Consider the following 26529-nt stretch of genomic DNA (forward strand, 5'->3'; position numbering starts at 1 on the left):
AGGGTCCGAGGAGACGAGCGCATGCGTGGTTGGATGCTTCCGGCGGCGCTGGCGGTGGCACTGGCGGCACTGCCGGCAACGGCTCAGACGCGGGCGGAACCGGGATCATCCCGGCCGGCGGAGTCCGGAACGTCCGGGGCGGCCCCCCGGGCGGAGCGGATTATCGGGTCAAATCTGGCCGGGGTCGCCTTCACCGAACCGCCCTTTCCCCTGGCCGACGACGGAACCTACGCCGCTTTCATGAACGAGGTGGCGTCGTCGCTGGGCCGCAAGCCCTGCGAAGGGATGGAGAGCTTCGGCTGGGAGTTCCCGGCCGACACCCTGAACGACCAGCAGCGGACCATGGACCGCATCTTCCAGACAACGATGCAGGGCTTCGCGGTCAAGGGCTTCACGGTGAAGGAGGTGAAGACGGTGTCGCTGCCGGATCCGGAAATGGTGGCCTATACCGCCGAGAAGGACCGGCGGTCGCTGCTGCTGGTCTGGGCGCCCCTGTCCGACTCGGCGCTGCTGCTGATCTGCGGCCCGCGCCCGAAGTGAGGAATGTTCGACCCGGCGGTGGGGCACACCGCCGGGTCCGGCACCGGGATGGCGGTGCCGATCAGAACGCCAGACGGGTGTCCAGCATCACGATGCTGCCGTTGGTGCTGTTGGCCGCCACGTCGGCGTCCAGATCGAAATAGCTGTACTCCAGGCCGACCGTCAGGCCGGGGGCGACGGCGTAGGTGACGCCGGCCTGCCAGAGGTCGAGCTTCGACCGGCCGGCCACGGTCATGTCGCCGGCGTCGCGGGCGTTCAGGTAGCTGCCGGCCACGATGACATCACCGAAGCCGTACTGGGCGTTGAGCGACCAGACGTGCTGGTCCTCGCGGCTGATGCAGCCGGCCGTGGTTTTGCAGTAGCCGCTGTCGCCGTGGTAGGCGTAGAAGCCGCCGACCGCGAAGCCCATGTAGCCGACGTTGACACCGGCCGAGAACGACGACAGGTCGTCGTAGGCGTAACGCATGGTGGGTTCGACCTGGTCCATCGCCTGGCCGAACTCGTAGAAGGCGGACGCCTCGACGGTCACGGCGCCGAACTCACCGCGGTAGAGGCCGCCCACTTCGAAGACGTCGGTGTAGGTCATGGCGCGCAGATCGCCGAACGCCTCGGTCTTCGACAGGTTGATGCTGTTGTTCACGTTGCCGGTGCGCGGCATGTAGCTGGCGCCGGCCTGGAAGCCGCTGAACGACGGCGTCAGGTAGACGATCTTCGTTCCGGCATCGCCGCTGGCCAGGTTGCGGAAGTTCATGGCGTTGGCCGGCAGGGCGGCGTTGGGCACGAAGTCCAGCGTCGAGTTGTCGGGACCGCCGGCGATGCCCTCCACGTTCGGACCGATCACGCCGTACTCGTCCGACAGGCCGTTGACGACACCGGCCTGCACGGTGCCGAACGCACCCTGGACGAACAGGTAGGCGCGGTCGCCGTCCACCGCCGCATCATCCCGGTTGGCGCGGATGCGCACGTGGCCACCGTACTCCAGGCCGTTGTCGGCCTTGGCGGTCGGGATGATGTTGACGCGGAAGCGGTTGCGGAACTCGGTGCTGCGCTCGCCGGCGTCCAGATCATGGTCGACATAACCGCCCTGGAAGTACGCGTCGCCGCCGATGGTGACGTCGAATTTCGCCTGGGCGAGGGCGGGGCCGCTGATGGCCGCTGCAACGACGGCGGTGCAGCCGAGGAGGAGGGAACGGTTCATTGCAGGTCGATCCTTCTGACGGGGCTTCCACCGGGTGGGCCCCTTTTGTCTAAATCGAAGGAAGTAAGCGCCCGTTGTCGGCGCCCCGCAAGCCGGGCCAAAAAGCAGCCACAATGAAACCGAAACAGTGTGTCCTGATAGACACTCCATTAACATACTGATGTTAAACGGAAAATCAGTTCTGCTGCAATATTGGCACATCGCCTGCCGGCCACTCAGGCGGTTTGCCCGCATTTTGGGCGGTGTGAGACCGGCCGGCTCCCGTCCCGAATGCCCAAAAAGAAAGCGGCGGCCGAAGCCGCCGCTTTCCAACCCGTTCGGGATCGTTCGATCAGAACGCCACGATCGAGCGGAGCATCACGACGCTGCCATCGCGATCGGCGAAGCCGGTCGGGGTGTTCAGGTCGAAGTAGTTGTACTCGGCGCCGACGGTCAGGCCCGGGGCGACGGTGTAGGCCAGGCCGACGCTCCACAGGTCGAGCTTGCTGTTGGCCACGGCCACGGCGGCGGCAGTGGTCGAGGTCGAGCGGCTGCCCTGACCGTAGGTGTAGCCGGCGCCGACGACGATCGGGCCCGTGGTGTACTGGACACCGGCGTTCCACGAGTAGGCGTCGCGGATGCCGACGGCGCCCGACGGCTGCAGCGAGTCGTCGTAGTCGACGTAGCCGGCGCCGACCAGGAAGCCGGCGTAGCCGACCTGGCCACCGACCTGCCAGGCGCGGAGGTCGTCGCGACGAACGCCGGTGGCGGTCGGCTCGGCGTCACCCCAGAAGTAGCCGGCGCTGGCATTCACGGAAACGCCCGCGAAGGTGCCCTTGTAGTTGGCGCCGATCTCGAACATATCCTGCACGGAGGCGTCGTCCTGGGTCAGCACGACGCTGTTGTTGTAGTCGCCCGCGCGCGGGGTGTAGGAGGCGCCGACCTGGAAGCCCGCGAACACCGGCGAAGCGTAGCGGATCTTCGTGCCGCTGCCTTCCGGAACCAGCGAGTAGTCGTGGAACGGCAGGCCGCTCAGGTACACGTCGCCGGGGGTGGTCTGGCCCAGGAACATGTAGCCGATCGGACGCGACACGTAGGTGTCGTCGTTGAAGGAGTTGGTCACGCCCAGGCGGACCTGGCCGAAGGTGCCCTGCACGAAGATATAGGCGTGGTCGCCGTCGACCGTGGCGTCGGAGCGGTTGGCGCGGAGACGGACGCGGCCGCCGTACTCCAGGCCGTTGTCGGCCTTGGCGGTCGGGGTGATGTTCACGCGGAAGCGGTTGCGGAACTCGACCGAACGGTTGCCGCTGATGTCGTCCTCGGCGTAGCCGGCCTCAAAGAAGACGTCGCCACCGATCTTCACTTCGAACTTGGCCTGAGCATTGGCCGCGCCGCTTCCCATCGCGAGAGCAACGGCGGCGCAGCCCGCCAGCAGATACCGATTCATGATGTTGCCTCCATCCTGGCAGAAATATGTACAGCCGGGTCAACCTCCTGGCTGAGACTGTCGTACGCACCTCCGATCGGGCGGGCAAGCCGCAATGTGCAGAAATGCAGCTTTCATGGAACAGTGTGTCGATGGAAGCACAGTCGCCGGAGCCGGCGGTGCCCGGCCGGCACGGGAAGCGCGCCGCTTCGGCTGTTGCGTGACGGCGGGCTTTTATGGTCTGTTCTCCGGCATTCGCGGCAGACCGCGCGCGACATCGCAACGCTCGACGAAGTCCTCACACCATGCGCCGTACCCGAACCGCCCTTTTCGCTCCCGTGATTCTTGCGACGATCGCCGTGGGCGCCTGCTCGAGCCTGCCGGAAGGCCAGGTGGAGAGCCACTCCGAGCAGGTCCGACGTGACATGTACCGGTTCGGCAGCGTGCTCGGCACCGATGGCGGCATCAACCTGCTGGGCAACAACCGCCAGCGCCAGCAGGGCGACGGCACCGGCATCGGCGTCAACAGCTTCCTGTGGCGCGCCTCGCTGGACACGCTGGCCTTCATGCCCATCGTGTCGGCCGACCCCTTCGGCGGCGTCATCCTCACCGATTGGTATTCGCCGCCGGAGACGCCGAACGAGCGTTTCAAGGTGAACCTCTACATCCTCGACCGCCAGCTCCGCGCCGACGGCGTGCGGGTGAGCGTGTTCCGCCAGCAGCGGACCGGGGCGGACTGGCGCGACGTCGCCGTCGGCCCGGAGACCGGCAAGTCGCTGGAGGATGCCGTCCTCACCCGCGCCCGGCAGATCCGTGTGACACAGGCGTCGCAGTGACGCGCCGCACCGCCACAGCCAACCGTTAAGACGCACAGCACCGGACCGATCGCGATGTCGCGCTACAATGTGAAGGAAACCGAGGCGAAGTGGCAGGAGGCGTGGGAGCGGCGCGCCTGCTTCCGGGCCGTCGAGGATCCGTCCCGCCCCAAGTATTATGTGCTGGAGATGTTCCCCTACCCGTCGGGGCGCATCCACATGGGGCACGTGCGCAACTACACGATCGGCGACGTGATCGCCCGCTACAAGCGGGCCACCGGCTTCAACGTCCTGCATCCCATGGGCTGGGACGCCTTCGGCCTGCCGGCGGAGAACGCCGCGCTGGAGAAGAAGGTCCACCCCGCCAAATGGACGCGCGAGAACATCGCCACCATGCGCGGCCAGTTGCGGACCATGGGCCTGTCCGTCGACTGGGAGCGGGAGATCGCCACCTGCGACGTGGAGTACTATCGCCACGAGCAGAAGATGTTCCTCGATTTCCTGAAGGCAGGCCTCGCCTACCGCAAGGAATCGTGGGTGAACTGGGACCCGGTGGACAACACTGTCCTGGCCAACGAACAGGTGATCGACGGCCGCGGCTGGCGCACCGGGGCGCTGGTGGAGAAGCGCAAGCTGTCCCAGTGGTTCCTCAGGATCACCGCCTTCGCCGACTCGCTGCTGAACGACCTGGCCACCCTGGACCGCTGGCCCGAGCGGGTGCGCCTGATGCAGGAGAACTGGATCGGCCGCTCCACCGGCGTGCGCTTCCGCTTCGCCCTGGCGGGGCGCCCCGACACGCTGGAGGTCTTCACCACCCGGCCCGACACGCTGTTCGGCGCCTCGTTCGCCGCCATTTCCCCCAACCATCCGCTGGCCGCCGAGCTGGCCGCCGGCAACCCGGACCTGGCCGCGTTCATCGCCGAGTGCAACCGCCTGGGCACCAGCGAGGAGGCGATTGAGACGGCCGAGAAGCGGGGCTTCGACACCGGGCTGACGGTGGTCCATCCCTTCGATTCAGGATGGACGCTGCCGGTCTACGTCGCGAACTTCGTGCTGATGGAGTATGGCACCGGCGCCATCTTCGGCTGCCCGGCCCACGACCAGCGCGATCTCGACTTCGCCCGCAAGTACGGGCTGCCCGTCACGCCCGTGGTGATCCCGGCCGACGCGGATCCCGCGGCCTTCACCGTGGGGACCGAGGCCTACACCGGCCCCGGCGTCCTGCGCAACTCCCGCTTCCTTGACGGCATGGACGTCGAGTCGGCCAAGCAGGAGGTGGGCCGGCGCATGGAAGAGGCGGGGCAGGGCGAGCGCACGACCCAGTTCCGCCTGCGCGACTGGGGCGTGTCGCGCCAGCGCTACTGGGGCTGCCCGATTCCGGTCATCCACTGCGCCGACTGCGGCGCCGTGCCGGTGCCCGAGGCCGATCTGCCGGTGGTGCTGCCCGAGGACGTCACCTTCGACCGGCCCGGCAACCCGCTGGACCACCATCCCACCTGGAAGCACACGACCTGCCCGTCCTGCGGCAAGCCGGCGGTGCGCGAGACCGATACCTTCGACACCTTCATCGAGTCGTCGTGGTATTTCGCCCGCTTCTGCTCCCCGCACGCCGAGTCGGCCGGGTTCGAGCGCGGCGCGGTGGACTATTGGATGCCGGTCGACCAGTACATCGGCGGCATCGAGCATGCGGTGCTGCACCTGCTCTACGCGCGATTCTGGACGCGGGCGCTCAAGCAGTGCGGCTACCTGTCGGTGGAGGAGCCGTTCGCCGGCCTGTTCACCCAGGGCATGGTGAACCACGAGACCTACAAGGACGCCGAGACCGGCGCCTGGCTGTCGCCGGCCGATATCACGCGCAACGACGCGGGCGCGATGGTGCGCGCCGACACCGGTGCGGCTGTGACCGTCGGCCGCGTCGAGAAGATGTCGAAGTCCAAGAAGAACGTGGTCGACCCCGCCAACATCATCGACACCTACGGGGCGGACGCGGCACGGCTGTTCATGCTGTCCGACAGCCCGCCCGAGCGGGATCTGGAATGGACCGAGGCGGGAATCGACGGCGCCTGGCGCTACATCAACCGCCTGTGGCGCATGGTGGACGAGCCGCCGGTCGCCCTGCCCGCTCCCGGCGCCGCGCTGCCGGGCGAGCTGTCGGAGCGCGCGGTAGCGACCCGCAAGCTGGTGCACAAGACCATTGCCGGCGTCGGCGACGACCTGGAGAAGTTCCGCTTCAACAAGGCGGTGGCCCGCGTGCGCGAGCTGACCAACGCCCTTGCCGAAATCGACGGCAGCGGGGCCGGTGAGGCCGCGGTGCTGCGCGAAGGCTACGAGGCGGTGGTGCGCCTGATCGCCCCGATGATGCCGCACCTGGCGGAAGAGCTGTGGAGCCGACTCGGCCACACCTCTCTGCTGGCGGAGCAGCCGTGGCCCCGGGCGGATGCGGCCCTGGCGGTGGACGACACGGTCACCATCGCCGTGCAGGTCAACGGAAAGCTGCGCGCCACCCTGGCGCTGCCGCGCGACATGGCCAGGGAGGCCGCCGAACAGGCCGCCCTGGCCGACGAGACCGTCGTGCGGGCGCTGGACGGAAAGCCGGTGCGCAAGGTCATCGTCGTCCCGAACCGGGTGATCAATGTCGTGGTCTAGGCGAAGCCTCCTCACCGCCGCGGGCGCCCTGGCGTCCGCGGCCCTGCTGCCCGGCTGCGGCTTCCGGGCCATGTACGGCGACCGGGGTGCCGGCGGCGGGGCCGCGGCGCAACTGTCGGCCGTGGCCATCGACAACATCCCCGACCGCCGCGGCCAGCAGCTCCGCAACTTCCTGATGGACCGCTTCTACGCGGTGGATCAGGCGGCGGCGCCGACCCACCGGCTGAACGCCTCCATCCGCGCCCACGAACAGAAGCTGGCCATCCGCAAGGACGCGTCGGCCGAGCGCGCCCAACTCGTCCTCGACGTTCCATACCAACTCGTCGAAGCGGCAACAGGCAAGGTGGTCCTGTCCGCCGGCGCCCGCGCCCTGATCGCCTACAACATCCTGGAAGAGCAGTACGCCGCTCTCGCCACCATCGACGACGCCTACGAACGCGGCCTGCGGCAGATCGCGGACGACATCACCGCGCGGACCGCCATGGTCCTCGTCCGCCCCTCCTGACGGGGAGGGCGGCGGCGTGAAGCTGCAGCCGAAATCCATCGAGTCGTTCCTGCGCCGGCCGGACCCCGGGGTCCGCGCCGTGCTGCTGTACGGTCCCGACGCCGGGCTGGTGCGCGACCGTGCCATGGCGCTGGGCCGCACCGTGGTGGAGGACCCGTCCGATCCGTTCCGCGTCACCGAACTGTACGGCCGCGCCCTGGTGGACGACCCGGCGCGCCTGGCTGACGAGGCCGCGGCCATCGCGCTGACCGGCGGGCGCCGGCTGGTCCGCATCCGGGAGGCCGACGACGCCACGACCGGTGCCTTTGCCGGCCTGCTGACGGCACCACCCCCCGGCGACACCCTGGTGGTGGTCGAGGCCGGCGATCTGTCCAACCGTTCCAAGCTGCGGCTGCTGTTCGAAGAGGCGGACGCCGGCGCCGCCATCCCCTGCTACGTGGACGACGAGGCGTCGCTGGGTCAGGTGATCGCCGATCTGCTGCGCGGTCACGGCCTCACCGCCGACGCCGACGCCCTGTCCTTCCTGTCCGGCAACCTGGTGGGTGACCGGCTGGTTGCGCGGGGCGAGGTGGAGAAGCTCGCCCTCTACATGGGCCGCGAGACCCGCGTCCGGCTGGAGGATGCGCAGGCGTGCGTCGGCGACAGCGCGGCGCTGGAGATGGACGAACCCGTGTGGGCCGCCGGTGACGGGGATTTCGCCGCGCTCGACAAGTCGCTCGGCCGCCTGTTCGCCGAAGGCACGTCACCGGTCGCCATCCTGCGCGCCGCCCAGCGCCATTTCCAGCGGCTGCACCAGGTGTCGGCCGCGGGACGCTCGCCGGAGCAGGCGATTGCGGCGCTGCGCCCGCCGGTGTTCTTCAAGATGCGCGGCCGCTTCACCAACCAGGCGCGCCGCTGGTCACCGGCCGCGGTGCGCAACGCCCTGGAGCGTCTGGTCGAAGCCGAGGCGGAGTGCAAGCGCACCCACATGCCCGACGAGACCATCTGCGCCCGCGCCCTTTTCCAGGTCGCCTCCCTGGCACGCCGTTAGAGCAGCATGCGTTTTGAAGGCCGGCGTCAGCCAGCCTCCGCCTCCTCCCGGTTCTCTTCCTGGCCGAGGCGGCGCAGGACGTCGTCAAGCTGGTCCAGCGTCTGGTAGTGGATGGTGATGCTGCCCCGCTTGCCCTGGGGCTTGATCGCCACCTTAAGGCCGATGCGGGCGGAGATCTCGTCTTCCAGATTGGTCAGGTCGACGTCGCGCGGCGCCGCGGGACGGCCGCCGCGGCGCGGGCCTTCGGCGCTGCGGCGCGCCAGCTCCTCCGTTTGGCGGACGTTGAGACCGTGTTTAACCACCTCCCGTGCCAGGGCCACGGGGTCGTCGGCGGTGAGCACCGCGCGGGCGTGACCGGCCGTGATCTCACCGGCCTGGACCATCTGCTTGATGGGGTCGGGGAGGGAGAGCAGCCGCATCATGTTGGCCACATGGCTGCGGCTCTTGCCGACGACGCGGGCCAGGTCCTCCTGGGTGTGCTCGAACTCCTCCATCAGGCGGCGGAAGCCTTCCGCCTCTTCGAGCGGCGTCAGGTCCTGGCGCTGGATGTTCTCGATGAGGGCGATCTCCAGCGCCTCGCGGTCGCTGAGATCGCGGATGATCACCGGCACCTCATGCAGGCCGGCGATCTGCGCCGCCCGCCACCGCCGCTCGCCCGCGATGATCTCGTAATCCGTGTTCGATCCCGGATCCCGGCGCACCAGCAGCGGCTGCAGGATTCCCTTCTCGCGCACGGAGTCCACCAGACCCTGGATCGCTTCCTCGTCGAAGGTGCGGCGGGGCTGGTACCGGCCGGGGTGCAGGAACTCGATGGGCACCTGCTTGGACTGGCGCACCTTGTCCAGGGCCTGGATGTCGTCGGCCTCTTCACCGAACAGGGCCGACAGGCCGCGGCCCAGGTTGGTGCGGCGGCCTCCGCCGGCTTCGGCGCTGCGCTTGGAGTCCTCCATCACGCCACCAGCCTCTTCTCACGGCGCAGGACCTCGCCCGCCAGATTGATGTAAGCCTGCGCGCCCGGACAGCGCATGTCGTAGATCAGCACCGGCTTGCCGTGGGACGGCGCCTCGGAAACCTTCACGTTGCGGGGGATCACCGTTTCAAACACCTTTTCGCCGAAGAAGCCCCGGACGTCGGCGGCAACCATGTCGGAGAGGTTGTTGCGCTTGTCGAACATGGTCAGCACGACGCCGTGGATGTCGAGATCCTGGTTGAAGGTGCGCTTCACCCGCTCGATGGTGCGCACCAGGTGGCTGAGCCCCTCCAGCGCATAGAACTCGCACTGTAGCGGCACCATGACCGCGTGGGCAGCGACCAGCGCGTTCAGCGTCAGCAGGCCGAGCGCGGGCGGGCAGTCGATGAGAACGTAGTCGTATTCGAGCGCGCTGCGCTGGACGGCCTCACGCAGCCGGAACTCCCGGTTCGGCGCCGCCACCAGTTCGATCTCGGCACCGGACAAGTCCACGGTGGAGGTGACGATCGACAGGTTCGGAACGTCCGACGGCACCGCGGCACTTTCCAGCGCCCGTCCATCGAACAGCACGTCGTAGGTTCCCGTCCGGCGGTTGGAGCGCGGGATGCCCAGGCCGGTGGACGCATTCCCCTGGGGATCCATGTCGACGATCAGCACGCGCTTGCCGACCGACGCCAGGGCGGTGGCAAGGTTGATGGCGGTCGTGGTCTTGCCCACGCCGCCCTTCTGGTTGGCAACGGCGATGACGCGGACGGCGGTCATGGTGGCCTCTCGAAAAGCCGGGGAGCGGGGGAGAGTCTGGTTCGCGATGTCAGACACGGGCGATACCACTCACGCGCAGAACGGTCCCGTTCGGATCGGTGGCGCTGGGGAAGCGTTCGGCGGACATCTTCCAAGATTTGGTGGCAAGGGTCAATTCGTCTTCCAGATTTTGGCCCTTGAGGAACAAAGCAACCGTGTGAGCCGCCAGGAACGGCTCGGCCCACGCGAGGAGATCGCCGAGCGGCGCCAGCGCCCTGGCCGTGACAGCATCGGCGGGGAAGGGGCTCACCGCTTCGATGCGCCGGTTGTGCACCGTCACCGGCGTCGCGGTGACCCGCGCCGCCTCCCGGAGGAAAGCGCATTTGCGCGAGTCGCTCTCCACCAGATGGACGTCGGGAACGCCCATCAGGGCGAGCACCAGGCCGGGAAAGCCGGCGCCGCTGCCGAGGTCGACCAGCGTGCGGGTGCCCGCCGGCAGCAGAGGGACAAGCTGCGCCGAATCGAGGATGTGCCGGCGCCACACATCGTCCAGGGTGGAGCGACCAACGAGGTTGATGGACGCCTGCCACTTGCGCAGCAGAGCTTCATACGCGGCCAGCCGGTCCAGTGTTTCACGTGAAACACCGCTCACGTCCCGGAAGGCGTCGGCGGTCAGCGGGGTCGTCACGATGCCACCGACTGCGGCGCCCGCTTGACATGACGCAGCAGGGCGACCAGCGCCGCCGGCGTCATGCCGGGAATGCGCGCCGCTGCGCCCAGTGTCGCCGGGCGTGTCTGCCGCAGTTTGCTGCGGATCTCCGCCGAAAGGCTGCCAACGGAATCCACATCCAGATCCGCCGGGAGGACAAGGGATTCATCCTTGCGGAACGCTCGGATGTCGGCTTCCTGCCGATCGAGATAACCGGCGTACTTCCCGTCGATCTCCAACTGCTCGGCAACGTCCGGCGGAACCTCCGCCAGCTCCGGCCACACCCGGGCCAGGGAGTCCACGGTCATGTCGGGATAGCGGAGCAGGTCCGCCGCCGACCGGCGCACCCCGTCCTGGTTGACCGCGACGCCCCGGCGCAGAAGGTCCGCCGGCGTGGCCCGGAGCGACGCCACCAGCGCGCGCCCGGCTTCCAAGGCCGCCAGCTTTCCCTCGAACGCCACTGCCCGCGCGCTGCCGACACACCCGACGGTGATACCTTTGGCGGTCAGCCGCTGGTCAGCGTTGTCGGCCCGCAACAGCAGCCGGTACTCCGCCCGCGACGTGAACATCCGGTATGGTTCGCTGGTGCCGCGGGTGACGAGATCGTCGATCATCACGCCGATGTAGGCGTCCGCACGATCCAGGACGAATCCCTCTGCATTGTCTCCGGCGCGGCGCGCCGCGTTGATGCCGGCCATCAGTCCCTGGGCCGCGGCCTCCTCATACCCGGTGGTGCCGTTGATCTGCCCGGCGAAGAACAGGCCGGGCACCCGCCGGGTCTCCAGGGTCGGGCGCAGCTCCCGCGGGTCGACGTAGTCGTACTCGATGGCGTAGCCGGGTCTGATCATCACCACCTTTTCCAGACCGGGCATGCCCGCCAGCAACGCCTGCTGCACGTCACGGGGCAGGGAGGTGGAAATGCCGTTGGGGTAGACGGTGTCGTCATCCAGCCCCTCCGGTTCCAGGAACACCTGGTGGCGCTCTTTGTCGGCGAACCGCACCACCTTGTCCTCGATGGACGGGCAGTAGCGCGGGCCGACGCTCTGAATCTGGCCGGAGTACATGGGCGCGCGGTCCAGATTGGCGCGGATGAGCGCGTGCGCCTCCGGCGTCGTCCAGGTGATCGCGCAGTCCACCTGGGGCGTGTCGATGCGCTCCGTCAGATAGGAAAAGGGCGGGGGCGGGTGGTCGCCCGGCTGCTTCTCCAGCGCGTCCCAATCAATGGTGCGGCCGTCGAGCCGTGGCGGCGTCCCCGTCTTCAGCCGGCCGAGGGCGAACCCCAGGCGGCCGAGGGTGAGGGCCAATCCCACGGACGGCGCTTCGCCGACCCGCCCGGCGGACACGGTCTCGTTCCCGATGTGAATGACGCCGCGCAGGAACGTCCCGGTGGTCAGCACCACCGCGCCCGCGGCGATGGCCTCACCGGCCGCGGTGACGACTCCGGACACGCGGCCGTCGGCGTCGAGGATCAGGTCCTCAACGCCGTCGCCCTGGAGCGTCAGGTTCTCCTGTTCCCCCAGCACCGCCTGCATGGCCTGCCGGTACAGCTTGCGGTCCGCCTGGGCGCGCGGGCCGCGGACGGCCGGCCCCTTGCTGCGGTTGAGAATGCGGAACTGGATGCCGGCGCGGTCGATCACCCGGGCCATGACGCCGTCCAGCGCGTCGATCTCGCGCACCAGATGGCCCTTGGCCAAGCCGCCGATGGCGGGATTGCACGACATCTCGCCGATGGTGGCGATTCGGTGGGTGAGGAGCAGCGTGCGCGCGCCCATGCGCGCTGCGGCCGCTGCCGCTTCACAGCCGGCGTGTCCGCCGCCGACAACTATGACATCGAAGGTCCGCATGGCTGGCACTTTAGGGGAGGGCGCGGCCAAAGCCAAGCGTCCGGGCACCAGGCCGCCCTTGCGTTGGGGCAGGGCCGTGTTTCACGTGAAACATGGCCCGGCGCACCACCCTATTTTCCGATGCAGAAATCCCGAAAGATCACGTCCAGCAGATCGTCCACGTCCACACGACCGGTGATCCGGCCCAACGCCGCAGCGGCGAGGCGGACATCCTCTGCCGCCAGTTCCGGCAGGGGGGCGGTCAGCGCGCGCTCCAGGGCGGCACGGCACGCCTCCAGCGCCACCCGGTGCCGGGTGCGCGTCAACGCCGGCGCACCCGATCCGGTGAGACGCTCACCCGCGGCCGCGGCCAACCGCGCTTCCAGATCGCCAAGCCCGGTGCCGACCCGTGCCGATACCGCCAACAGGGGGCATCCGGACAAGGCGGATTCGGCCGCCCGGACCGCCGTCCCAACCCCCGGGAGATCGCATTTGTTGACGACCACCAGGGAGTCGTCATCCACCAACGCCAGCGTGCCCCCGTCCAGGTGGGGAAGGGCCGCGGCGTCGAACACGGCGATCTTCAGATCCGCCGACGCCGCCCGCGCCAGGGCGCGGCGCACCCCTTCCTCTTCAATCGTGTCCGCCGTCTCGCGCAGGCCCGCGGTGTCGGCCAGCACGACGGGGAAGCCTCCCACGTCCAGGTGGACCTCGATGACGTCGCGGGTGGTTCCCGCCCGCTCCGATACGATGGCCGCGTCCCGGCGCGCCAGGGCGTTCAGCAGGCTCGACTTGCCGGCATTGGGAGCGCCGACGATGGCCACGTGCAACCCCTCCCGCAGCCGCTCCCCGCGATGACCGTCGCTCAAGTGCGCTCCGATGGCCCGGATCAGGTCCGTGATCTCCGGCCGCACCGCGTCGGCGACGCCGGCGGGAAGGTCCTCGTCGGGAAAGTCGATGTCCGCTTCCATGTGGGCCAAAGCACGGATCAGGCGGGTGCGCCAGCCTTCGTACAGGCGGCCCAACTCGCCCTCCATCTGGCGCAGGGCTTGGCGCCGCTGTGCCGACGTCTCCGCGTCGATCAGGTCGATCAGCCCCTCCGCCGCGGTCAGGTCCATCTTGCCGTTGGCGAAGGCGCGGCGGGTGAAGTCTCCGGGTTCCGCCGGGCGCAGTCCGGGGCAGCGGCCCAGCGCGTCCAGAACGGCCGCGGTCACGGCGCGGCCGCCGTGCAGATGCAGTTCGGCGACGTCCTCCCCGGTGTAGCTGCGCGGCCCCGGAAACCACAGCACCAGGGCGTCGTCCAGCACCTCGGCCGAGGCGGGATCCCGCAGGCGGCGCAGCGTGGCCACGCGGGGCGATGGCCGCGGGGTGCCGGCAAGAGCCTCCAGCGCCCCGCCGGCAGCGGGGCCCGAAACGCGAACCACCGCCACACCGGCACGGCCGGGGGCGGTGGCAAGGGCGAAGATCGTGTCGGTCATCACCGGGACGGGGCAGGGGTCAGCCGAGCTGTTCCGGGCGCAGCTCCCGCTGCTCGGGCATCAGCATCAGCCGGTCGACACGGCCACCCTCGACCAGGTGGGTTTGCAGGATGGCGTCGATGTCGGCGGGGGAGCGGTAGGTGTACCACACACCCTCGGGATAGACGACGAGGGTCGGCCCCAGCTCGCAGCGGTCCAGGCAGCCGGCGGCGTTGATGCGCACGCGGCCGTCCAGTCCCAGCTCACGGGCACGCGCCTTCATATAGTCGCGCAGCTTTTCCGATCCGTGGGCGGCGCAACTGCCGCGGCGGTGTCCGTCCGGACGGCGGTTGGTGCAGCAGAACACGTGCGCTTCGAAGTACGGCTTGGGATCGTTCACTTCTTGCCTTCCTTGCCCATGGCCGCCGCCATCTGGGACCAGAACATCTTCTGGATCTGCTCGACACCCTGGATGCCGGCGGGCAGCCAGGTCTTCATCATGGTTTCCGGGTCCATGGCGTTGAGGCTGCCGAGCATGCGGTTCTGCACCTCCTGCATCAGGGCCTGCTGCATGGGCTGCACATCGGGCAGGCCGAGAAAGGCCCGCGCCTCCTCCGGCGTGCAATCGACGTTGATGGTGATCTTCATTGGGTTTTCCCTCCGCAGCGCGCCCGCCGGGCGGCGGATCCGCACCGGCCCGGACGATGACCGGTGCAACCCGATGTCAGGGTTCGGTCAAAGGAATGCAGCGTCGTGGGTGCGCCGTCCCACTATACAGATAGGCAGCCCTGGCGCAACGGCACCCGCCGCGCCATCCTTATTGCCGGCAACCGGGACATTCATCCAACGAAAAGGGACCGCCATGACCGCCAATCTGCTCGGCCGGGAGACGAGCCCCTATCTCCTCCAGCACAAGGACAACCCGGTGCACTGGATGCCCTGGGGGCCGGAGGCGTTCGCCCGAGCCCGCGCCGAGGGCAAGCCGATGCTGCTGTCCGTGGGGTATGCCGCCTGCCACTGGTGCCATGTGATGGCCCACGAGAGCTTCGAGAACCCCGAGATCGCGGCGGTGATGAACGACCTCTACGTGAACGTGAAGGTCGATCGGGAGGAGCGGCCGGACGTCGACCACATCTACCAGAGCGCCCTGGCCCTGCTGGGCCAGTCCGGCGGCTGGCCCCTGACCATGTTCCTCACCCCCGAGGGCGAGCCGTTCTGGGGCGGCACCTACTTTCCCCCGGCACCGCGCTACGGCCGTCCCGGCTTCGTCGAGGTGCTGCAGGGCATCGCCGCGACCTACCACACCGAACCGGACAAGGTGCAGCGCAACGTCACCGCCCTGGGTGAGGCCCTGGCGCGCCTGGGCGAGAACCGGCCGGGCGACGGCATCGACCCCGCCGTGCTCGACCAGGTGGCGCAGCGTCTGCTGCAGGAGGTGGACACCGTCCACGGCGGCATCGGCGGCGCGCCCAAGTTCCCGCAGGTGTCGATCTTCACCCTGCTGTGGCGGGCCTGGCGGCGGACCGGTGCCACCCCGTACCGTGACGCGGTGGTGACCACCCTGACCCGGATGGCGCAGGGCGGCATCTACGACCATCTCGGCGGCGGCTTCGCGCGCTACTCCGTAGACGAGCGCTGGCTGGTCCCGCACTTCGAGAAGATGCTCTACGACAACGCCCAGCTCGTGGCCCTGCTCACCCTGGTCTGGCAGGAGACCCGCACGCCCCTGTTCGAGCAGCGGGTGCGCGAGACCGTCGACTGGCTGCTGCGGGAGATGATCGCCGAGGGCGGCGGCTTCGCCAGCACCCTGGACGCCGACAGCGAGGGGGAGGAGGGTCGTTTCTACGTCTGGAGCGAGGCGGAGGTCGACGCCCTGCTCGGCGCCGGGTCCGCCGCCTTCAAGGCGGCTTACGACGTCACCCCCCACGGCAACTTCGAGGGGCACACCATCCTCAACCGGCTCGACACTCCTGCCCCCGGCGACGCCGCGGCGGAGGCGCGGCTGGCGGCGCAGCGCCGCATCCTGTTCGACGCGCGCGCCGGCCGCGTGCGTCCGGGGTGGGACGACAAGGTGCTGGCGGATTGGAACGGGCTGATGATCGCCGCGCTGGCCGAAGCCGCTATGGTCTTCGACGAGCCCGCATGGCTGGCCGCCGCCGAACGCGCCTTCGCTTTCGTCGCCGGGACCATGGCGATGGGCGACGGCGGCCGTCTCGGCCACAGTTGGCGGGCCGGGGTGCTGAAACATCCCGGCACCCTGGACGACCATGCCCACATGGCCGCCGCCGCCCTGGCCCTGGCCGAAGCCACGGGGAAGGGCGCTTACGTGGAGCGCGCCCGCGCCTGGGTCGCCACCCTGGATCGTCATTACTGGGACGCCACGGCCGGCGGCTATTTCTTCACCGCCGACGACGCCGAGAACCTGATCGTGCGGACCAAGAACGCCCACGACTCCGCCGTGCCCGGCGGCAACGGCGCGATGGTCGGGGTGCTGGCGCGGCTCCACCACATCACCGGCGCCGACGCCTACCGCGCCCGGGCCGAGGCCCTGGTCGCCGCCTTCGCCGGGGAGCTCGCGCGCAACTTCTTCCCCCTGGCCACCCTGCTGAACAACGTCGAGCTGCTGAACGACCCCTTGCAGGTGGTGCTGGTCGGCCAGCCCGAGGCGGCCGGGACAGCGGCCCTGCGCCGCGCCGTCCTCGACCGCTCCCTGCCCAACCGCGTCCTGATGACCATGCCACCGGGGTCCGAACTCCCCGCCGGCCATCCCGCCCACGGCAAGGGCATGGCCGACGGGCGCCCCACCGCCTATGTCTGCGCCGGCATGGCCTGCTCCCCGCCGGTCACCGACGCCGCGGCCCTGACGGCCGAACTGGACCGGAGGGCGTGAGCCATGGGATCCCTCACCATCGCCAGCCCCCTCGGCCCCCTGCTCCTGACGAGCGCGGGGGGTGCCCTGGTGTCCCTCGACTGGGTGTCCCTCGACCGGGGCACCGGACCGACCGGCCCCGCCGAGGACCCCGAGCCGCTGCTGGACGAAGCCGCGGCCCAGCTCGCCGACTATTTCGCCGGACGCCGCACCGTCTTCCGCCTGCCCCTGGCCCCCCGGGGCACGCCGTTCCGCAAACGGGTATGGGAGGCCATGTCCGAGATCCCCTATGGGCGAGTCGCCAGCTACGGCGATCTTGCCCGGGCTCTGGGCACCGCGGCGCGGGCGGTGGGCGGGGCGTGCGGGCGCAACCCGCTGCCCATCATCATCCCCTGCCACCGGGTGGTGGCCGGATCCGGCCCCGGCGGCTACTCCGGCTTCGGCGGGCTCGACACCAAGGCGTGGTTGCTGAACCATGAGCGCACCACGGTGCCGGTCACCGTGTAACCGGAAGGGACGAGAGGAACGAACAGCATGGTTCACGCCATCCGCATCCATGAGCACGGCGGACCCGAGGTTCTGAGGTGGGAGGAGGTGGAGGTCGGCGACCCCGGACCCGGTGAGGTGCGCTTGCGCCACACCGCGGTGGGTCTCAACTACATCGACACGTACCATCGCTCCGGCGCCTACAAGCTGCCGCAGCTTCCTGCGATCATCGGCGTCGAAGGCGCCGGCGTGGTCGAGGCGGTCGGGGAGGGGGTCAGCGCCCTCGCACCGGGCGACCGCGTCGGCTACGCCCCCGGCCCCATGGGATCCTACGCCGAGGCGCGGCTGATCGCCGCCGACCGGCTGATCCCCCTGCCAAGCTGGATCGACGACCGGCAGGCCGCGGCCATGCTGCTCCAGGGCATGACGGTGCAGGCCCTGCTGCGCTCCGTCTACCGGGTGCAGGCAGGGGAGACGATCCTGGTACACGCCGCCGCCGGCGGGGTCGGGCTGATTCTCTGCCAATGGGCCAAGCACCTGGGGGTCACGGTGATCGGCACCGTCGGGTCCGAGGAGAAGGCGGAGATCGCCCGCGCCCACGGCTGCGACCACCCCATCGTGTACACCCGCGAGAATTTTGTGGAGCGGGTCCGCGATCTGACGGGCGGGGCGGGCGTGCCCGTCGTCTATGACGGCGTCGGACAAACCACCTTCATGGCCAGCCTCGACTGCCTGCGCCCGCGCGGGCTGATGGCGCTGTTCGGGGCGGCGTCGGGACCGGTGCCGCCGCTGGACCTCCAGGTGCTGGCCGCCAAGGGATCGCTCTACGTGACCCGTCCGACCATCTTCTCGTACACCGCCAAGCGGGAGGAGCTGATGGCCAGCGCCGCCGACCTGTTCGAGGTGGTGCACGCCGGCGCCGTCACCATCGCCATCGGCCAGACCTTCCCGCTGCGCGACGCCGCCGAGGCGCACCGGGCGCTGGAGGCCCGGCGCACCACCGGCTCCACGGTGCTGCTGCCCTGACCGGACGTTACTCCGCCAGCCAGAGCGGGTTCTTGAGGGACTTGAGGAGTTCGGTGTGGGCCGCCAGCTCCTCGGCCCCCGGGGCGTGGGGGCGCGGCGGGCGGTGCGGCCGCTCGATGCGCACGGGGCCGCCGCCCCGCGTCACCGGCCCCGACGCCAGCGCCAATCCGGCCTGACGGCCGCCGCGCAGCTCCAGATACACCTCGGCCAGAAGCTGGGCGTCGAGCAGGGCGCCGTGATAGGACCGGCCGGAGTTGTCGACGCCAAAGCGCTTGCACAGGGCATCCAGGGTGGCCGGCGATCCGGGGAACCTCTGGCGCGCCATGGCCAGCGTATCCACCGCCCGATCCGCGCCCAGACGCGGGAACCCCGCCCACCCCAGTTCGGCGTTGAGGAAGGCCATGTCGAAGGCGGCGTTGTGGATGACCAGCGGCGCGTCGCCGATGAAGGTCAGGAACTCCTCGACCACCTCGGTGAACACGGGCTTGTCCGCCAGGAACTCGTCGGTCAGCCCGTGCACCGCCGCCGCTTCCGCCGGCATGGCGCGTCCGGGGTTCAGGTAGACGTGGAACCGCTCGCCGGTCTGGACGTGATTGACCAGCTCCACGCAGCCGATCTCGACGATGCGGTGCCCCTCCTCGGGCTTGAAGCCCGTGGTCTCGGTGTCCAGAACGATCTCACGCATGGGACGGGGCCCCCGGTTGGTAACCGCGCGGCGGCCAGTGCCGGCCGCGCAAACGTTTCACTTCCGCCACGATGTCCCGCAGCGCCATCCGCGTGCGCCGGCGTCCGGCTCCGGTCGGCACCACGTGGTCGGCGCGCCGCCGCTTCTGCGCGTCGGGCATCTGGCGGGCAAGGATAGCGGCGTACTTCTCCGCCGTCATCCCCGGCCGCGCCAGGACGCGGGCCCGCTGCACCATGGGCGGGGCGGACACGACCACCGTGCGGTCGACGCGGCGTTCACCGCCGGTCTCGAACAGCAGCGGGATGTCGAGGGCGGCGACGGCGACGCCGCGGCGCGCTGCGTGGCGCAGGAACGCCTCCTGCGCCGCGCGCACGCGGGGGTGCAGGATCGCCTCCAGCCGCTTCAGGGCCGGCGGGTTGGCGAACACCGCCGCCCCCAGGGCGCGCCGGTCCACCGCGCCATCGCGGACGACGCCGGGGAAGGCCGCGTCGATGGCGCCCACCGCGGCACCCCCGCGCCCCAGCAGCCGGTGGACCACCGCGTCGGAGTCGCACACCGGCACCCCCATGCTCTCCAGCATGCGCGCGGCCGTGCTCTTGCCCATGCCGATGGAACCGGTCAGGCCGAGGATCACCATCGCCCGCTCATCCCTCCAGCACCACGCGGCGCAGCTCCTCGTCCACCGCCGGCTCGACACCGAACCAGGCGGCAAAGCCGGGCCGCGCCTGGTGCAGCAGCATGCCCAGCCCGTCGACGGTGGTCAGGCCCCGCGCCGCCGCCGCCGCCAGCAGCGGCGTCATCAGGGGCGTGTACACGATGTCGGTGACGACCGCCCCGTCGGGCAGGGCATCCGGGCACAGGTCGAGCGGCGGGTGCCCGACCATCCCCTGGGTCGTGGTGTTCACCAGCAGCGCCGTCTCCCGCAGCACCGTTTCACGTGAAACCCAATCGACCACATCGACGGGGCCGCCCACGTCGGAGGCCAGTGCCTCCGCCCGCTCCCGTGTGCGGTTGACCAGCACGACCCGAGGCACTCCGGCGTCGAGCAGGGCGACCACCACGCCACGGGCCGCCCCGCCGGCACCGACCACCACCGCCGGACCGTCCGCCGCCCGCCAGCCCGGCGCGCCGGCCCGCAGGTTCTCCACGAAGCCGAAGCCGTCGGTGTTGCTCCCTTCCAGCGTCCCGTCCTCAAGCACCACGATGGTGTTCACCGCGCCCATGCGGCGTGCCACCGGGTGCAGCCGGTCGACGGCCGCTGCCGCCGCTTCCTTGTGGGGCACGGTGACGTTGCAGCCGCGAAAGCCAAGGGCGGGCAGGGCGCGAATGGCCTCAACCGCCCGATCCGGCGGCACCGCCAGGGGAACGTAGACGCCGTCGATGCCGTAGCGCTCCAGCCAATGCCCGTGCAGCCGGGGCGAACGCGAGTGGGACACCGGCCACCCCATGACGCCGGCCACCCGCGCCTTGCCGCTGATCATCATTCCCCGAGAATCCTCTGCGTGCGCAAATGCCCGAGCACCGGCAGAAGCGGCAGCCCGAGGATGGTGAAGAAATCGCCCTCGACCCGCTCGAAGAGCTGGGCGCCCAACCCTTCCAGGTGATAGGCGCCGACCGACTGCAGCACCCCGTCGCCGGCCGCATCCAGATAGTCTTCCAGGAACCGGTCGCTGAAGGGGCGCACGGTCAGCCGCGCCCCGTCCACATGGTGCCACACCCGGCGGTCGTCGCGCACCACCACCGCGGCGCTGATCAGGCGATGGGTGCGCCCGCGCAGGGTGCGGAGCTGCGCCCGCGCCTGCTCCCGGTCGCCGGGCTTGTCCAGCCACACCCCGTCACACTCCAGCATCTGGTCGGCCCCCAGCACCGGCCGGCCGGGATGGCGACGCGCGACGCTGCGCGCCTTCAGCTCCGCCAGCGCCTCGGCCGTCGCCTCGACGCTCACCCCGTTGGCCCGGCAGGACCGCTTGACCACCGATTCGTCCACGTCGGCCGGATCGCACTCCACGTCGACACCGGCCTGCGCCAGCATCGCCGCCCGGGCCCGCGATCCCGACGCCAGCACCAGTTCCGCCATGGCTCACAACCCCGGCGGCGGTACCGCCCGGCCCGTTTGCCGGCGGGTCAGCAGCATCATGATCTCCGCCGCCGTCTCTTCGATGGAGCGGCGCGTGACGTCGATCACCGGCCAGCCGTGCCGGCTGAACATGCGCCGCGCCTCCTGCACCTCGCGGCGCACCACCTCGGGATCCACGTAACTGGACGTCTCCCCCTGGTTCAGCAGCTTCAGCCGGTTGCGCCGGATCTGGATCAGCCGGTCGGGGTCCTTGGTCAGACCGACGATCAGCGGCCGGGTCAGCTTCTCCAGCTCCGGCGGCAACGGGCAGCCGGGGACGATGGGAATGTTTGCCGCCTTGATCCCGCGGTTGGCCAGATAGATGCATGTCGGCGTCTTGGAGGTGCGCGACACCCCCATCAGCAGCACGTCCGCCTCGTGCAGATCCCAGGTGGACTGACCGTCGTCGTGGGACAGCGCGAACTCCATGGCGTCCATGCGCCCGAAATACTCCGCGTCCAGCGCGTGCTGGCGGCCGGGCTGGCGCTGGGATTCCAGCCCCAGGTGCGCGGCCAGCGCGTTGATCAGCGGGTCCAGCACGGGAATGCAGGGGACCTGGATCTCGCGGCACACGTCCTGCAGCCGGCGGCGCAACGGCTCGTCAACCAAAGTGAACATGACGAGGCCGGGATGCGTCTTGATCCCGTCGATCACCATGTCGAGCTGCCGGTCGGTGCGCACCAGGTTCCAGAAATGCTCGATCGGGCGGACCTGATCGAACTGGATGACGCACGCACGCGCCACGCTGTTGATCGTCTCGCCGGTGGCATCCGATACAAGATGTAGGTGAAAATCTTTCATCGTCCCCAACATGCTGTGGAGAAACCGGCGCCAACCTGTGGACAACCGGAGACCGGACGCTTGCGTCCCCAACCGCGGGACTCACCGTCCCCCATCCGGCACCCACCGGGACGGATCCCCCGCCCGGTCCGGAACCCGGGAACGATCGGATCCGCGGATCAGTTTATCCCCACGACTCCCGCCGTTCCAGCCCCCGTGATTCCTGACCCGGCAACGGTTTGCCGGGGATCCGTCCACAGGCAGGCCGCCATCTCCGGATCCGCGGTGCCGCCTGTGGACGGATCCGGGGCAAGCCGGGATCACCGTTATCCACAGGGATCCTCATCCTCTTTCAATCCTCTCTTAAAAAGAATAGTGAGAAGGGGAGAGAAACACCCGACCCTTTGCCGAAGGATCCGCCGGTGACGGAAACCCGCAAGCCGATCCTCGCCGCCCTGGCCGGCGAGACCTGCCAAAGCCCCCCGTTCTGGCTGATGCGCCAGGCCGGCCGCTACCTGCCGGAGTATCGGGAGGTGCGCACCCGCGCCGGCAGCTTCCTCGATCTCTGCTACAATCCCGAACTGGCGGAGGAGGTGACCCTTCAGCCGATCCGCCGGTACGGCATGGACGCGGCCATCCTGTTCTCCGACATCCTGGTGGTGCCGCACGCGCTGGGCCAGCCGCTGGACTATCTGGAAGGCGAGGGGCCCAAGCTGGATCCGGTGCGCAGCGCCGCCGACCTCGGCCGGTTGTCGCGCGACCGCTTCCACACCGTGCTGGAACCGGTCTACGAGACGGTACGGCGGCTGTCCCGCTCCCTGCCGCCGGAGGTGACCCTGATCGGCTTCGCCGGCGCCCCCTGGACCGTCGCCAGCTATATGGTGGAAGGCGGCGGCACCAAGGAGTTCGCGGCCATCAAGGGCTGGGCCTACCGGGATCCGCAGGGATTCGCGGCCCTGATGGATCTGCTGGTCGACGTCACCGCCGACTATCTCTGCGCCCAGATCGATGCCGGGGCGGAGGTGGTGCAGCTCTTCGACAGTTGGGCCGGCGTGCTGCCGGTGGCGGAATTTCGCCGCTGGGTCATCGAGCCGACGCGGCGCATTGTCGCACGGGTCAAGGAGCGCCATCCCGCAGTGCCGATCATCGGCTTCCCGCGCGGTGCCGGCCTGCTGTACGAGGAGTACGCCTCGGCCACGGGCGTCGACGCCGTCGGTCTGGACACCACGGTGCCGCCGCAGTGGGCCGCACGGGCGCTGCAGTCGCGTCTGGCGGTGCAGGGCAACCTGGACCCCATCATGCTGGTGGCGGGCGGAGAGGCCCTTGGCGGGGCCGTGACGGAGATCCTGGAGGCGTTGGCCGGTGGTCCCTTCATCTTCAACCTCGGCCACGGCATCACCCAGAAGACCCCGCCCGAACATGTGGCGGAGCTGGCCCGTCGGCTGCGCGCCTGGCCGCAACGGTAAATCGGGGGCTGGACGCGGCCACGCCCGCGCTCCAGTTTACCGCTCCGTCGGGTGACGTCAGGACAGGGAAGGGGAACGGCCGTGGCATACGAGTGGGTCAAGGCACTGCACGTGATCAGCATCATCGCCTGGATGGCGGCGATGCTCTACTTGCCGCGGCTGTTCGTCTACCACTGCGCGGTGGCGCCGGGATCGGAGGCGTCGGAAACCTTCAAGGTGATGGAGCGCCGGCTGCTGCGCGCCATCATGACCCCGGCGATGATCGCCTCGTGGGTGTTCGGGATCTGGATGCTGGTGCTGATCCCCGAATGGTTCAGCCAGGGCTGGCTGCACGCCAAGCTGACCTTCGTGGTGCTGCTGTCGGTCATGCACGGTCTGATGGCCCGCTGGCGGCGGGAGTTCGCGGAGGACCGCAACTCCCGCTCCCAGCGGTTCTACCGTGTCATGAACGAGGGGCCGACACTGCTGATGATCGGCATCGTCATCTTCGTCATCGTCAAGCCGTTCTGACGCGACGCCGGCCGACCGCCTTCTCGGCCTCCACGATCAGGAAGATGACGGCGCCGCCGGCGATCATCATCAGCCAGTCCGTCAGGCCGATCGGGGCGGTGCCGAACAGGGTCTGCATGGGCGGGGCGTAGGTGAAGGCGAGCTGGAAGGCGACGATCAGGCCGATGGAGATCCACACCGGCCGGCTGCCGAACAGCCCTTCGGCGTTCATCACCGAGTTGCGCACGGCCCGGGCGTTGAGCAGGAAGAACACCTCGCCGATCACCAGGGCGTTGACCGCCATGGTGCGGGCCCGCTCCAGCGATGATCCGTTGGCCTCTTCGTAGAGGAAGAAGCCGAAGCTGGCGATCAGCAGCAGCACCGCCACCATCAGCATGCGGATCACCAGGAAGCGGGGCAGGATGCCTTCCGCCGGCGGCCGCGGCGGCCGGCGCATGACATCCGGCTCCGGCTTCTCGAAAGCCAGGGCCAGGCCCAGGGTGACCGCGGTGACCATGTTGACCCACAGGATCTGCACCGGGGTGATGGGCAGGGTGTAGCCGATCAGCACCGCGACCAGGATCACCAGGGCCTGCCCGCCATTGGTCGGCAGCATGAACAGGATGGTCTTGCGCAGGTTGTCGTAGACGGTGCGGCCCTCCTCCACCGCGTGGGCGATGGAGGCGAAGTTGTCGTCGGCCAGCACCATAGCGGCAGCTTCCTTTGCTGCCTCGGTACCCTTGTGGCCCATGGCGACGCCCACGTCGGCCCGCTTGAGAGCCGGCGCGTCGTTGACGCCGTCGCCGGTCATCGCCACGGTGTGCCCGGTGCTTTGCAGGGCCTTGACCAGGCGCAGCTTGTGTTCCGGCGTGGTGCGGGCGAAGACGTCGACCTCGTGGGCAACTTTGACCAGATCCTCGTCGCTGACCCGGTCCAGCTCGGGCCCGGTCATGGCGCGGCCGTCGGCGGCCAGGCCGAAACTGCGGCCAATGGCGCGAGCGGTGATGGCGTGGTCGCCGGTGATCATCTTCACGCGGATGCCCGCGTCGCGGCACACCGTCACCGCGGTGATCGCCTCCTCGCGCGGCGGATCGATCAGGCCGCACAGGCCGAGCAGGGTCAGCCCCTCCTGCACGTCGGCCATCTCCAGTTCGGAGGAGCCGGGGATGGTGGTGCGGCGGGCCACGGCGATGACCCGCTGCCCCCGGTCGGCCAGAGCCTCGATGCGGGCGTGCCAGGCGTCGGGCTCAATGGGCATCGGCCCGTCTGTGCCGGCGGCGTGGCTGCACATGGCGACGATGCGCTCGGGCGCGCCCTTCACATAGATGGTGCCGTGCCCCTCGTGGTCATGGTGCAGGGTCGCCATGAATTTGTGTTCGGATTCGAAGGGGATGACGTCGGTGCGCGGGTGGTGCCGGCGTTCCGTCTCGGGATCGAGACCGGCCTTCATGGCGAGCGCGAGCAGGGCACCGTCGGTGGGGTCGCCGGCAAGCTGCCATTCCCCGGTCTCATCGCGGTGCAGCTCGGCGTCGTTGCACAGCAGGCAGGCGCGGGCGATGGATTCCAGGATGGGGTCACCGTCGGCGGTGATCTCACGGCCGTCGCGCGTGAAGGCACCTTCGGGGGCGTAGCCGATGCCACCGACCGAGAACCCGGCATCCAACGTGGCCAGGGACTGCACCGTCAGTTCGTTGCGCGTCAGCGTGCCGGTCTTGTCCGAACAGACCACGCCGACCGAGCCCAGCGTCTCGACCGCCGGCAGGCGGCGGATGATGGCGTTGCGCCGGGCCATGCGGGTGACGCCTATGGCCAGGGTGATGGTCATGACGGCGGGCAACCCTTCGGGGATGGCGGCTACCGCCAGGCCGACCGCGGCCATCACCATCTCCGGCCAGGGCTGGCCGCCGACGAAGGTGCCGTAGAAGAAGGTCACCGCCGCCAGGGCCAGGATCACGGCGGTCAGCCAGCGACCGAACACCGCCATCTGCGCCAGCAGCGGCGTGGTCAGGGTCTGCACCTCCGCCAGCATGGCGCCGATGCGGCCCAGTTCCGTGCGGTCGCCGGTGGCGATCACCACGCCCAGCGCCTGGCCCTGGGCGACCAGGGTGCCCGAATAGGCCATGCCCGTGCGGTCGCCCAGCGCCGCGTCCTCGGCCACCCCGTCGGTGGTCTTGGCCACCGGCAGGGACTCGCCGGTCAGCGCCGCTTCCTGCACATGAAGACCCTTGACCCGCACCAGGCGCAGGTCGGCCGGCACGCGGTCGCCGGACGCCAGCAGGACGTGGTCACCGGGCACCAGCTCCTCGGCGGGCAGGGTGACCTGGTGACCGCCGCGCAGCACGACGGCGTTGGGCGACAGCATGGAGCGGATGGCGTCCAGCGCCTGTTCGGCCTTGCCTTCCTGGATGTAGCCGATCACCGCGTTGATCAGCACCACGCCGGCGATCACACCGGCGTCGATCACTTCGCCCAGCAGCAGGCTGACGATGCCGGCGGCGATCAGGACGTAGATCAGGATGTTGTCGAACTGCACCAGAAAGCGCATCAGGGCGGAGCGGCGCTTGGGCGGGGTCAACCGGTTGGGACCGTAACGGTCCAGGCGGGCGCGAGCCTCGGCGGGGGATAGGCCGCCGTCGGGGCTGTCCAGCCCTTGCATCGTCTCCGCAGCGGAGCGGGCATGCCACGGCGCGTCGGGCGAACCGGTGTCGAGCGGGCTCATAAGGGGGATCCTTGACGAAAGGCGGGAGGGCTACCTCCCAAACGTCGGGATCCC

25 protein-coding genes are annotated in these 26529 nt (G+C 69.7%); 10 read left to right on the forward strand and 15 right to left on the reverse strand.

Annotated features, from left to right (window positions below; translation table 11 throughout):
• The first annotated feature begins 21 nt into the window (after positions 1-21).
• Positions 22-540, forward strand: a complete 519-nt coding sequence (locus G472_RS0126725) for a hypothetical protein (RefSeq protein ID WP_156927264.1) — start codon at positions 22-24, stop codon at positions 538-540.
• A 61-nt stretch (positions 541-601) separates the two neighbouring features.
• On the opposite strand, the gene G472_RS0126730 is transcribed toward G472_RS0126725, so the two are convergent.
• Together G472_RS0126730 and G472_RS0126735 are read right to left on the reverse strand one after the other, a co-directional pair.
• Positions 602-1738: a porin gene (locus G472_RS0126730; protein ID WP_029010829.1), complete on the reverse strand. Its 1137-nt coding sequence runs from the start codon at positions 1736-1738 to the stop codon at positions 602-604.
• Positions 1739-2069: 331 nt separating this feature from the next.
• Positions 2070-3164 (reverse strand): porin, encoded by a 1095-nt coding sequence (locus G472_RS0126735; protein WP_029010830.1) that lies wholly within the window; start codon positions 3162-3164, stop codon positions 2070-2072.
• 284 nt (positions 3165-3448) lie between these two features.
• On the opposite strand from G472_RS0126735, the gene G472_RS0126740 reads away from it, so the two are divergent.
• Genes G472_RS0126740 through holA form a run of 4 tightly spaced genes read left to right on the forward strand, consistent with a single transcriptional unit; the run spans position 3449 to position 8139 of the window.
• Complete coding sequence (locus G472_RS0126740) at positions 3449-3979, forward strand: DUF3576 domain-containing protein (protein WP_029010831.1); 531 nt, start codon at positions 3449-3451, stop codon at positions 3977-3979.
• 54 nt (positions 3980-4033) lie between these two features.
• Positions 4034-6604: a leucine--tRNA ligase gene (leuS, locus tag G472_RS0126745; RefSeq protein WP_029010832.1), complete on the forward strand. Its 2571-nt coding sequence runs from the start codon at positions 4034-4036 to the stop codon at positions 6602-6604.
• Complete coding sequence (locus tag G472_RS35885) at positions 6591-7109, forward strand: LPS assembly lipoprotein LptE (protein WP_035693772.1); 519 nt, start codon at positions 6591-6593, stop codon at positions 7107-7109. Before leuS ends, G472_RS35885 begins: the two co-directional genes overlap by 14 nt.
• A 16-nt stretch (positions 7110-7125) precedes the next feature.
• On the forward strand, positions 7126-8139 hold the full coding sequence (gene holA, locus G472_RS0126755) for a DNA polymerase III subunit delta (protein WP_029010833.1): 1014 nt from the start codon (positions 7126-7128) through the stop codon (positions 8137-8139).
• A 26-nt stretch (positions 8140-8165) separates the two neighbouring features.
• Here holA and G472_RS0126760 read toward each other — a convergent pair whose 3' ends face one another.
• From G472_RS0126760 to G472_RS0126790, 7 genes are all read right to left on the reverse strand, one after another.
• The gene (locus G472_RS0126760; RefSeq protein ID WP_051341373.1) at positions 8166-9089 is read right to left on the reverse strand and encodes a ParB/RepB/Spo0J family partition protein; all 924 of its coding nucleotides are present in this window, start codon (positions 9087-9089) and stop codon (positions 8166-8168) included.
• Positions 9089-9871: a ParA family protein gene (locus G472_RS0126765; protein WP_029010835.1), complete on the reverse strand. Its 783-nt coding sequence runs from the start codon at positions 9869-9871 to the stop codon at positions 9089-9091. The genes G472_RS0126760 and G472_RS0126765 overlap by 1 nt, the downstream gene beginning before the upstream one ends.
• Before the next feature lie 49 nt (positions 9872-9920).
• Entirely contained in the window at positions 9921-10526 is a 606-nt protein-coding gene (rsmG, locus tag G472_RS0126770; protein ID WP_029010836.1) for a 16S rRNA (guanine(527)-N(7))-methyltransferase RsmG, read from the reverse strand.
• A gap of 8 nt (positions 10527-10534) precedes the next feature.
• Positions 10535-12412 carry a tRNA uridine-5-carboxymethylaminomethyl(34) synthesis enzyme MnmG gene (gene mnmG, locus G472_RS0126775; RefSeq protein WP_342667965.1) on the reverse strand — a complete coding sequence of 626 codons (1878 nt, stop codon included), beginning with the start codon at positions 12410-12412 and terminating at the stop codon, positions 10535-10537.
• A gap of 101 nt (positions 12413-12513) precedes the next feature.
• On the reverse strand, positions 12514-13860 hold the full coding sequence (mnmE, locus tag G472_RS0126780; protein ID WP_029010838.1) for a tRNA uridine-5-carboxymethylaminomethyl(34) synthesis GTPase MnmE: 1347 nt from the start codon (positions 13858-13860) through the stop codon (positions 12514-12516).
• Positions 13861-13879: 19 nt separating this feature from the next.
• Positions 13880-14239, reverse strand: coding sequence for a (2Fe-2S) ferredoxin domain-containing protein (locus G472_RS0126785; protein ID WP_029010839.1), 360 nt, complete (start codon positions 14237-14239; stop codon positions 13880-13882).
• Positions 14236-14487 (reverse strand): DUF6489 family protein, encoded by a 252-nt coding sequence (locus G472_RS0126790; RefSeq protein ID WP_029010840.1) that lies wholly within the window; start codon positions 14485-14487, stop codon positions 14236-14238. The genes G472_RS0126785 and G472_RS0126790 overlap by 4 nt, the downstream gene beginning before the upstream one ends.
• A gap of 214 nt (positions 14488-14701) precedes the next feature.
• Between G472_RS0126790 and G472_RS0126795 the strand changes: the two genes are divergently transcribed.
• Genes G472_RS0126795 through G472_RS0126805 form a run of 3 tightly spaced genes read left to right on the forward strand, consistent with a single transcriptional unit; the run spans position 14702 to position 18220 of the window.
• Complete coding sequence (locus tag G472_RS0126795; RefSeq protein WP_029010841.1) at positions 14702-16729, forward strand: thioredoxin domain-containing protein; 2028 nt, start codon at positions 14702-14704, stop codon at positions 16727-16729.
• A 3-nt stretch (positions 16730-16732) separates the two neighbouring features.
• Positions 16733-17215 (forward strand): methylated-DNA--[protein]-cysteine S-methyltransferase, encoded by a 483-nt coding sequence (locus G472_RS0126800; protein ID WP_029010842.1) that lies wholly within the window; start codon positions 16733-16735, stop codon positions 17213-17215.
• Positions 17216-17242: 27 nt separating this feature from the next.
• Complete coding sequence (locus G472_RS0126805) at positions 17243-18220, forward strand: quinone oxidoreductase family protein (RefSeq protein WP_029010843.1); 978 nt, start codon at positions 17243-17245, stop codon at positions 18218-18220.
• A gap of 7 nt (positions 18221-18227) precedes the next feature.
• On the opposite strand, the gene dnaQ is transcribed toward G472_RS0126805, so the two are convergent.
• The 5 genes from dnaQ to G472_RS0126830 are packed head-to-tail and all read right to left on the reverse strand — an operon-like array spanning position 18228 to position 21822.
• A complete protein-coding gene (dnaQ, locus tag G472_RS0126810; RefSeq protein ID WP_029010844.1) occupies positions 18228-18905 on the reverse strand; it encodes a DNA polymerase III subunit epsilon in 678 nt (225 codons plus the stop codon).
• Positions 18898-19542, reverse strand: coding sequence for a dephospho-CoA kinase (coaE, locus tag G472_RS0126815; protein ID WP_029010845.1), 645 nt, complete (start codon positions 19540-19542; stop codon positions 18898-18900). The genes dnaQ and coaE overlap by 8 nt, the downstream gene beginning before the upstream one ends.
• Positions 19543-19549: 7 nt before the next feature.
• Positions 19550-20389, reverse strand: coding sequence for a shikimate dehydrogenase (locus tag G472_RS0126820; RefSeq protein WP_029010846.1), 840 nt, complete (start codon positions 20387-20389; stop codon positions 19550-19552).
• A complete protein-coding gene (locus tag G472_RS0126825; protein WP_029010847.1) occupies positions 20386-20982 on the reverse strand; it encodes a Maf family protein in 597 nt (198 codons plus the stop codon). The genes G472_RS0126820 and G472_RS0126825 overlap by 4 nt, the downstream gene beginning before the upstream one ends.
• A gap of 3 nt (positions 20983-20985) precedes the next feature.
• Complete coding sequence (locus G472_RS0126830) at positions 20986-21822, reverse strand: pyruvate, water dikinase regulatory protein (protein WP_029010848.1); 837 nt, start codon at positions 21820-21822, stop codon at positions 20986-20988.
• Positions 21823-22223: 401 nt separating this feature from the next.
• Between G472_RS0126830 and hemE the strand changes: the two genes are divergently transcribed.
• Complete coding sequence (gene hemE / locus G472_RS0126835; RefSeq protein WP_029010849.1) at positions 22224-23267, forward strand: uroporphyrinogen decarboxylase; 1044 nt, start codon at positions 22224-22226, stop codon at positions 23265-23267.
• An 81-nt stretch (positions 23268-23348) separates the two neighbouring features.
• Entirely contained in the window at positions 23349-23777 is a 429-nt protein-coding gene (gene hemJ / locus G472_RS0126840) for a protoporphyrinogen oxidase HemJ (RefSeq protein WP_029010850.1), read from the forward strand.
• Here hemJ and G472_RS0126845 read toward each other — a convergent pair.
• Entirely contained in the window at positions 23764-26475 is a 2712-nt protein-coding gene (locus G472_RS0126845; protein ID WP_029010851.1) for a cation-transporting P-type ATPase, read from the reverse strand. The two genes, hemJ and G472_RS0126845, sit on opposite strands and share 14 nt — an antisense overlap.
• Positions 26476-26529: the final 54 nt, after the last annotated feature.

This window comes from Azospirillum halopraeferens DSM 3675 (genome assembly GCF_000429625.1).
GTDB classification, from domain to species: Bacteria; Pseudomonadota; Alphaproteobacteria; order Azospirillales; family Azospirillaceae; genus Azospirillum; species Azospirillum halopraeferens.

Excerpts from the sequence above, each read along its gene's own strand:
- G472_RS0126725 (WP_156927264.1), top strand. The coding sequence starts at position 22 with ATGCGTGGTTGGATGCTTCCGGCGGCGCTGGCGGTGGCACTGGCGGCA.
- G472_RS0126730 (WP_029010829.1), bottom strand. The coding sequence starts at position 1,738 with ATGAACCGTTCCCTCCTCCTCGGCTGCACCGCCGTCGTTGCAGCGGCC.
- G472_RS0126735 (WP_029010830.1), bottom strand. The coding sequence starts at position 3,164 with ATGAATCGGTATCTGCTGGCGGGCTGCGCCGCCGTTGCTCTCGCGATG.
- G472_RS0126740 (WP_029010831.1), top strand. The coding sequence starts at position 3,449 with ATGCGCCGTACCCGAACCGCCCTTTTCGCTCCCGTGATTCTTGCGACG.
- leuS (WP_029010832.1), top strand. The coding sequence starts at position 4,034 with ATGTCGCGCTACAATGTGAAGGAAACCGAGGCGAAGTGGCAGGAGGCG.
- G472_RS35885 (WP_035693772.1), top strand. The coding sequence starts at position 6,591 with ATGTCGTGGTCTAGGCGAAGCCTCCTCACCGCCGCGGGCGCCCTGGCG.
- G472_RS0126760 (WP_051341373.1), bottom strand. The coding sequence starts at position 9,089 with ATGGAGGACTCCAAGCGCAGCGCCGAAGCCGGCGGAGGCCGCCGCACC.
- G472_RS0126765 (WP_029010835.1), bottom strand. The coding sequence starts at position 9,871 with ATGACCGCCGTCCGCGTCATCGCCGTTGCCAACCAGAAGGGCGGCGTG.
- mnmE (WP_029010838.1), bottom strand. The coding sequence starts at position 13,860 with ATGACCGACACGATCTTCGCCCTTGCCACCGCCCCCGGCCGTGCCGGT.
- G472_RS0126790 (WP_029010840.1), bottom strand. The coding sequence starts at position 14,487 with ATGAAGATCACCATCAACGTCGATTGCACGCCGGAGGAGGCGCGGGCC.
- G472_RS0126795 (WP_029010841.1), top strand. The coding sequence starts at position 14,702 with ATGACCGCCAATCTGCTCGGCCGGGAGACGAGCCCCTATCTCCTCCAG.
- G472_RS0126800 (WP_029010842.1), top strand. The coding sequence starts at position 16,733 with ATGGGATCCCTCACCATCGCCAGCCCCCTCGGCCCCCTGCTCCTGACG.
- G472_RS0126805 (WP_029010843.1), top strand. The coding sequence starts at position 17,243 with ATGGTTCACGCCATCCGCATCCATGAGCACGGCGGACCCGAGGTTCTG.
- dnaQ (WP_029010844.1), bottom strand. The coding sequence starts at position 18,905 with ATGCGTGAGATCGTTCTGGACACCGAGACCACGGGCTTCAAGCCCGAG.
- coaE (WP_029010845.1), bottom strand. The coding sequence starts at position 19,542 with ATGGTGATCCTCGGCCTGACCGGTTCCATCGGCATGGGCAAGAGCACG.
- G472_RS0126820 (WP_029010846.1), bottom strand. The coding sequence starts at position 20,389 with ATGATGATCAGCGGCAAGGCGCGGGTGGCCGGCGTCATGGGGTGGCCG.
- G472_RS0126825 (WP_029010847.1), bottom strand. The coding sequence starts at position 20,982 with ATGGCGGAACTGGTGCTGGCGTCGGGATCGCGGGCCCGGGCGGCGATG.
- G472_RS0126830 (WP_029010848.1), bottom strand. The coding sequence starts at position 21,822 with ATGAAAGATTTTCACCTACATCTTGTATCGGATGCCACCGGCGAGACG.
- G472_RS0126845 (WP_029010851.1), bottom strand. The coding sequence starts at position 26,475 with ATGAGCCCGCTCGACACCGGTTCGCCCGACGCGCCGTGGCATGCCCGC.